We start from the raw sequence: 7,527 nt of genomic DNA, 5'->3' as shown, positions 1-7,527 counted from the left end.
GAGTCCGAAAAATTTGTTAGGCCGGACTTAAGTAGAACGGGGGCACAGTGCGAAGGCCTTGTTAGACGGAAATGCATTGTGCACAAGTGTCTAACTATCAAATGATAACAAAATAACGTCAATGGTAACTTCCGCCCGGCCAGTCGGACGGGTGTTTCAGGATCTTTCAGTTGAGATGATGACTAGCTTTTGGAATCAATCAAATGCGGTGCAACGCAGTTGAAAAATTACCTGGATAGATCCCTACTTACGCACTCGTTAAAAACGAGCGCGAGCTTTGATTTCACCAAAGATCTCTCCGTTCCACTGCGTTTCAGTCGAGATGACAATTCGTTTATTGCCATTAACATTTACCTATCTTTGCTTTCTTCGCGCTAAACTTTGCGAACTTTGCGATTCAAAAGAGAGATTTTACTTTTTATACATCGTATAGGTTTTCCCCACGTCTGTTTTAATATCATAAAGTTGGGTTTCTGGCAAAGCAAAGGTTGCAGCCGGGGCCAGCTTGGAGATACGTGGTTTCGGGGTGTCTGTAACGAAGTAAAAAGGATTTTCATTCTCACCAGTGGCCTTTTTAGCTTTGAATTTGGATAAATTTAATTCATTAGGTAACCTGATCCTTAAATTTCCGCCTAAATGCGATTTAATCACCAATTTGGTAACCATACCGTCTACCCATTCCAGTTTCACAATCTCAAATCCACCCTTCGCCCTCAAGCCACTCACATATCCGTTTGATTTCCACACATCGGGCAGTGCCGGCAATAGCTGAATGGCCCCATTGTCCGATTGCATCAGCATTTCTGCGATACCCGAAGTACATCCAAAATTACCATCAATCTGAAAAGGCGGGTGCGCATCAAAAAGATTATTATAGGTACCACCACTTGCGCGGTTTCCTCCTACAGGCGTTAACTGGCTCTGAATAAGGTTGTAGGCATGGTTTCCATCCAGCAGCCTTGCCCACCAGTTCACCTTCCATCCCATGCTCCAGCCTGTAGAAACATCGCCCCTTTGCAAGAGTGTTTTCCGGGCTGCAGCATACAAATCGGGTGTTTGGTATGGCGATATCTGAGCGGATGGGAATAAGCCATATAAATGAGACACATGCCGGTGATGATCATTGGGGTCATCGATATCATCAATCCATTCCTGCAACTGCCCGTATTGTCCAACCTGCATTGGCGGCAGCTGACTGCGCATCTTTTTCAAGGTATCCATTAACGATTTATCTTCACCGAGAATTTCTCCCGCCCGAATAACATTACTAAAAACATCGTATACAATCTGGTTACTCATGGTTGTTCCGGCATCTAGTGAGGAACCCTGATGCGCCGGTGGAGCATTTTCTGGAGACATATCTGGATTAATGACCAAAAACCCTCTTTTAGGGTCTTTAACCAGGAAATCAACATAAAACATGGCTGCTCCTTTTAAAGTTGGATAGGCTGATTTGAGAAATGACTGATCGCCGCTGTAAAGATAGTGTTCCCAGAGGTGCTGACTGGCCCAGCCACCACCATGCGTCCATGCGCCCCAGAATGCCCCATCAACAGCACCTGTTGTTCTCCAGATGTCTGTATTGTGATGTGCCATCCATCCCCTCGCTCCGTACATATCATGGGCAGTCTGCTTTCCGGTTTCTCCCAGTTCCTGAACCATTTTTAAAAAAGGCTCATGCAACTCGGCCAGATTGGTTTTTTCCGCAGGCCAATAGTTCATCTCCGCGTTAATGTTGATGGTATACTTACTGTCCCATGGCGGATTTAGTTTATTATTCCAGATGCCTTGCAGGTTGGCAGGCTGTCCGCCGGGCTGTGAGCTCGAAATGAGCAGGTAACGTCCATACTGAAAGTACAGGGCTGCAAACTGCGGATCATTAACCGAATGAAAGTTTTTGAGCCTGATATCAGTAGGTACCTGTTCAAAATCACTTTTGCCTAACGATAAATCTACCCGATCAAAATATTTGTGATACTGTAGTTGATGCGCTTTTAAAACTGCCGCAAATTTTTTCGGCAATACACGATTCAGCATTTCCCGGGCCTTCAACTTTTCATCCCCGCTAATATCTTTATAATTGATAAAGTTGGTGGCAATAGCTACATAAATGGTTACTATACTAGCTTTTTCTACCACAATTGAACGTTCCGTATTGGAAATTTTGCCGCCAGTATGCTTAAATGCCGCAAGCCCATTAAAGCGAACGAGCCCTGGCACGCCCTCATGCGAGGTAGCAGTTCCGGTAATTTCAATTTGCCCGGACGCTGGCGTGTTTATTTTTGCGCTGGGCTGCACGGAAGATAATGAAGCCGTAAAACTTAATGCACCTGGTTTACTTGAGCGCAGCTCAACCGCAACTACACCATCGGCCAGTGAGGCCAGTACACGCCGGGTGTAAACCACATCTCCAACCTGGTAAGTGGTGGTGCTTACCGCATTACTAATGTCCAGTTCCCGGTAAAAGTTGGTGTAGGCTTCATGACCAGCAAAATCCAGGTGTAGATCTGCAACAGGCTGAAAAATCTGTCCCTGCGACTTTTTGCTGATGATCACTTTATTGGCAAGCAGTTCTGCCTGCTTTTGTTTGCCTTCAAAAATAAGGTTCCTAATGCGGGCCAACGAATCTAATGCTAAAGGATTATCATTTCTGTTGGGGCTACCGCTCCAGAGGCTATGCTCATTTAACTGAATAATTTCATTACCTACATTTCCATAAACCATTGCGCCAAGCCGCCCGTTGCCCACAGGCAATGCATTCTCCCAGGTTTGTCCCGAAGGGCTATCATACCATAGTTTTAACTTTGGTTTTTGCTGGGCAAAGCTTGATAGAACAACGGTAATGAATAACAGCAGGGACCCAATTTTTTTCATGGAGCAGAATAATCTTCGTTAAGGATTTAGGCTATACTTTTGAAAGGCAGCCTGATCAACAGGTTTAAACAGTAGCTGACTAAACAGGTAAAGATCATTCTTCCAAACTTTAAAATCATGCACACCTGGTTCAACATAATAAATATGTGGAACATTTTTCTCTACCAGATACTCATGCGTACGTTGGGAAAAATTAAGTAATCTATCGTTATCACCACAGGAAATCCAAAGCAATTTCAGCATGGCTTTAGCTTTGGCGGGATCTGGCAATAATTCTGCCGGCACTTTCGTATTTGGCGCAGAAGAAAAGCCGCCAACCCAGGCAAAAGTATCTAAATTACCCAATCCAAAATTTAAGGATTGGCCGCCGCCCATTGATAATCCGGCAAGCGCTCTATGTTCCCTGTCTTTAAAAACAGGATAATTTTTTTCTACGTACGGAATCAGGTCCTCCAGCAAATCCTTTTCAAAGGTTGCAAAAGCGGCAACTTTATCAGTAGCCATCATATTTCCGGTAGCGCGGTCATCTTTCATAGCCCTTCCGTTAGGCATCACCACCAACATCGGTGCAAGCTTTCCCGCAGCATACAGGTTATCAAAAATCACATTAGGTTTACCACCGTTCAGCCATTCCTTTTCATCGCCGCCAATCCCATGGAGCAGATATAAAACCGGGTATTTTTTTGTTTTCAGGTAACCTGGAGGGAAGTAAATCGTCGCTTTTCTGTTTGTACCAACAGTTTTGGATGCGTACCGGATCGTATCTATTTTGCCATGCGCGATGTTTTCCTGGTTTACATCGAAATCTGCAGGCGCCGTGGGGATCTGCTTTTGTGCAAAAACGGCAATTTGAATAAAAAGTAGTGTAACTAAAGTAGCGATTGATCGTTTCATTTGAGTTGGTTAGAGTTGTGTGGCAGCAATATATTAGCGTAACTGCCCGGATTAATTGTGACTACAAACTTAAGCGCATCGCGCCGCAGCACGATGGAACCATTGATTATTTTGAGTGCAAAAATGTTCAAAAAGGCCTTTGGACGAAACAAATCATCAATTATTTAAAAATCTTTAATGAACTTCGGTTTAGCGATACTTTTTGGAAAACAATATCTGACCGGAAGCATCTCGTAATAAACATACTTTAAACATCAACTAAGCTAAGAAAAAATTAGCAGGGTTAAGCTTTTTAGCAATCGATTGCAGAAAAAAGTCCAAATGGTTGCGGGAATAATTTTACAGGACCAAACCTAAAAACCAAATATGAAAAACAACCTTAAAGAGCGGCGATGTATTACTGCTCAATGTAAAAAGCAGACAGGAAATGTGATGATCTGCGGTCATAAAATCTTTGAACACAATACCGTGATACTATGAAAATGATCCAAACCATGCGCTGGTATGGCCCTGATGATATTGTTAAGCTTGCCGATATCCTGCAGGCGGGTTGTACGGGGGTGGTAACGGCCTTACATCACATCGCCGTCGGGGAAATCTGGACTGAAAAGGAAATAATAGCCCGAAAATCAGTCATAGAATCGGCTGGCCTGGTATGGGAAGTGGTAGAAAGCTTGCCTGTACATGAGGACATCAAAAAGCGGCAGGGCGAGTATCAGCTCTGGATTGAAAATTATAAAATTAGTCTGAAAAATCTGGCCAACTGCGGGATTAAGGTGATTACCTACAATTTTATGCCGGTGTTAGACTGGATGCGGACCGACCTGAAATTTAAAACACCAACCGGCGCACTCGCTTTACGGTTTGAGAAAACAGCATTTATTGCCTTTGACCTTTATTTGCTAAACCGACCAGATGCAAGTGCTGACTATACGCCACAGGAATTGGAAGATGCTAAAAATTTCTTTATTAAACTCAATGCACAGGAGCAAAACACTTTAATGAGCAACTGTTTGCAGGGCCTGCCGGGAAGTAAAGATCATTTCACCAAAGATCAGGTGTTGAATTTATTAGAAGGATATCGAAACATTTCTGCAGATATACTCAGCAATAATTTAATCAGTTTTTTACAGCAAGTTACGCCAACGGCGGATCAAAACGGACTACAGCTTGCTATTCATCCGGATGATCCTCCCTATCCGATTTTAGGTTTACCCAGAATCATGAGCACAGAGGAACATGCGCATAAAATATTAAGGGCTGTGCCTGCACTTTCTAATGGGATCTGTTTTTGCAGTGGTTCTTTCGGTGCCAGGCCAGATAATGATTTAAAAGGAATGATTGAACGGTTGGGAAACAAGATCTATTTTCTACATCTGCGAAGCGTGCAACGAGAGGATAATGGCAACTTTTATGAAGCCAACCACCTCGAAGGAAATGCAGAGATGGACGTTTTGGTCACGGCGATCCTAAAACTCATGCATGCAGAGAACCGCGCTATCCCGATGCGCCCCGATCATGGGCACCAGATGCTCGATGATCTTGATAAGAATCCCTACCCCGGCTACTCGGCCATAGGAAGACTGAAAGGCCTTGCCGAATTACGCGGGCTGGAATTGGGCATCAGCCAAACCCTGAAAAATGAAAACTTACTGCAGTAAATTCCCTGCAATTTTTAATTGGCTTAAATGTTAAATCAATAAAAACCGAGCATATATCTTTCAATAACCAAATACAATTATGAAAAAAACCCTTTATTTATTTTTATTATGCTTTAGCACCCATGCATTTGCGCAGATAAAATTTACCAATCCCATTCTTGCCGGTTTTTATCCCGATCCAAGTATCACTAAGGTAGGGTCCGATTACTACCTGGTTAATTCTACCTTTTCTTATTTTCCGGGCATTCCTGTTTTTCACAGCAAGGATTTAAAAAACTGGAAACAGATTGGAAATGTAATTGAACGAAATTCGCAGATGACTTTTCTGGGCGATGGTACCTCGAGGGGGCTGTTTGCGCCTTCTATCAATTACCATAAGGGAACCTATTACATGACCTGTACCAATATAGATAAGGGCGGAAATTTTGTAATGACTGCTAAAAATCCTGCAGGTCCGTGGAGCGATCCGGTATGGCTCCGGGAGGTACGGGGAATAGATCCATCGTTATTTTTTGATGAGGATAAAGCCTATATCGTTTACAATAGTGATGCTCCGGATAATAAGCCGCTTTACAGTGGCCACCGTACCATCCGTACCTATGAATTTGATCCGGCAACACTTAAAGTTGTTGGTACCGAACATTTGCTGGTAAATGGCGGTGTTGACATTTCAAAAAAACCGGTATGGATTGAGGGACCGCACATTTTTAAACGTGAAGGCTGGTATTATATCTGCGCTGCTGAAGGTGGAACCAGTGTAAACCATTCACAGGTTATCCTGAGAAGCCGCTCGGCCACTGGCCCTTATGTTCCTTATGAAAAAAATCCGATTCTGACCCAAAGGGATTTAGATACCAACCGGCCAAACCCGATCACTTCTACAGGACACGCAGAACTGGTTGAGGGGCCTGATGGAAAAACGTATGCCATTTTTCTTGCCGTGCGTCCATACGAGGGGAATTTCTACAATACAGGAAGAGAAACTTTCATCGCACCGGTTAAATGGACTGATGGATGGCCAGTGATCAACCCAGATTTTAAAGAAGTGCAGTATCAGTATGATGCAAATTTTAAAGAGGTTAAACAAAAGGGAAGCCCACCACAAAGTGGTAATTTTTCTTATCGCACCACGTTTGATAAAGTTTTAGATCCCTCCTTGTTATTTTTAAGAAAAAACGACAGTTCGTGGTACAAACTGGACAAAAAAAATGGTCTAACGATGAAACTGAAGCCAGAAACCTGCATGGAAAAAGGGAACCCAGCTTTTTTAGGCAAAAGACAGCAACACATGTTTTGTTCAGCAAGTACATCGCTACATTTTTTACCAAAAGCTGAAAATGAAAAAGCAGGGTTAATGATTTTTCAGGGTGAGCATAATTTTTATTTCATGTGCAAATCCATTAAAGAAAACAAAAACGTTCTTCAGCTTTTTAAAGGCGACAAGGCGACAAAACAAATGGTATTACTTACGGAATTACCTTTGTCTAATCCATCAGCCGATCTACAGCTGCAGATTGAAGCCAAAGGTGGCTTATACGACTTTAAATACCGTGAGGGAAGCAACGAATGGAAGATTCTTAAAAAAGATGTGGATGGCAAATATTTAAGTACGCAAGCGGCTGGCGGGTTTATCGGATCTCTTTTTGCGCTGTATGCCACATCGTCTGGCCAGTCAAGCGATAACCAAGCCAGCTTTAAATGGATTGATTATAGTGGCAATGATAAAATTTATCATTCTAAATAACTTAAACTCAAGATAGTTTTTAAGCGAGCGTTGGTAATAATGAGTTTTGCACAAAAAACGATAAAATCGTTAAGCTACCTGCGCACTCGTTAAAAACGAGCGCGGGCTTTGAAATAACAATCTATAGATTTTCTTAAAAAATTCGTCATTGCGAGGAGGAACGACGAAGCAATCTTTTTATTGAATAGATTGCTTCGTCATTCGTCACCCTGAGGGATAATTTATTTTATAAAAATCAATATAGATGACGTAACTAATTACTTATGCCATACAGCCCAGTCTTGCCTCGGCTTACCGCCGCCGAATGGCTCTTACTTTTTGGCATCAAAAAGTAACAAAAAATGCCGGCTGAAA

At 42.7% G+C, this 7,527-nt stretch carries 4 protein-coding genes; 2 read left to right on the top strand and 2 right to left on the bottom strand.

All coding sequences use genetic code 11. The annotated features are described in order from the left end of the window. Nucleotides 1–411 precede the first annotated feature (411 nt). On the bottom strand, nucleotides 412–2,874 hold the full coding sequence (locus QZ738_RS00020; protein WP_293782653.1) for a glycoside hydrolase family 95 protein: 2,463 nt from the start codon (nucleotides 2,872–2,874) through the stop codon (nucleotides 412–414). Between the two features lie 18 nt (nucleotides 2,875–2,892). Further along, complete coding sequence (locus QZ738_RS00015) at nucleotides 2,893–3,768, bottom strand: alpha/beta hydrolase-fold protein (RefSeq protein WP_293782650.1); 876 nt, start codon at nucleotides 3,766–3,768, stop codon at nucleotides 2,893–2,895. 476 nt (nucleotides 3,769–4,244) lie between these two features. On the opposite strand from QZ738_RS00015, the gene uxuA reads away from it, so the two are divergent. Both uxuA and QZ738_RS00005 read left to right on the top strand, forming a co-directional pair. Then, nucleotides 4,245–5,429 (top strand): mannonate dehydratase, encoded by a 1,185-nt coding sequence (gene uxuA, locus QZ738_RS00010; RefSeq protein ID WP_293782647.1) that lies wholly within the window; start codon nucleotides 4,245–4,247, stop codon nucleotides 5,427–5,429. A 79-nt stretch (nucleotides 5,430–5,508) separates the two neighbouring features. Further along, nucleotides 5,509–7,173 (top strand): glycoside hydrolase family 43 protein, encoded by a 1,665-nt coding sequence (locus QZ738_RS00005; protein ID WP_293782644.1) that lies wholly within the window; start codon nucleotides 5,509–5,511, stop codon nucleotides 7,171–7,173. The last annotated feature ends 354 nt before the right edge of the window (nucleotides 7,174–7,527 follow it).

The sequence above is a fragment of the uncultured Pedobacter sp. genome (assembly GCF_913776295.1).
In the GTDB taxonomy this organism is placed as follows: domain Bacteria; phylum Bacteroidota; class Bacteroidia; order Sphingobacteriales; family Sphingobacteriaceae; genus Pedobacter.
This window is presented reverse-complemented; position numbering and strand designations above follow the sequence as displayed.

Excerpts from the sequence above, each read along its gene's own strand:
- QZ738_RS00020 (WP_293782653.1), bottom strand. The coding sequence starts at position 2,874 with ATGAAAAAAATTGGGTCCCTGCTGTTATTCATTACCGTTGTTCTATCA.
- QZ738_RS00005 (WP_293782644.1), top strand. The coding sequence starts at position 5,509 with ATGAAAAAAACCCTTTATTTATTTTTATTATGCTTTAGCACCCATGCA.
- QZ738_RS00015 (WP_293782650.1), bottom strand. The coding sequence starts at position 3,768 with ATGAAACGATCAATCGCTACTTTAGTTACACTACTTTTTATTCAAATT.
- uxuA (WP_293782647.1), top strand. The coding sequence starts at position 4,245 with ATGAAAATGATCCAAACCATGCGCTGGTATGGCCCTGATGATATTGTT.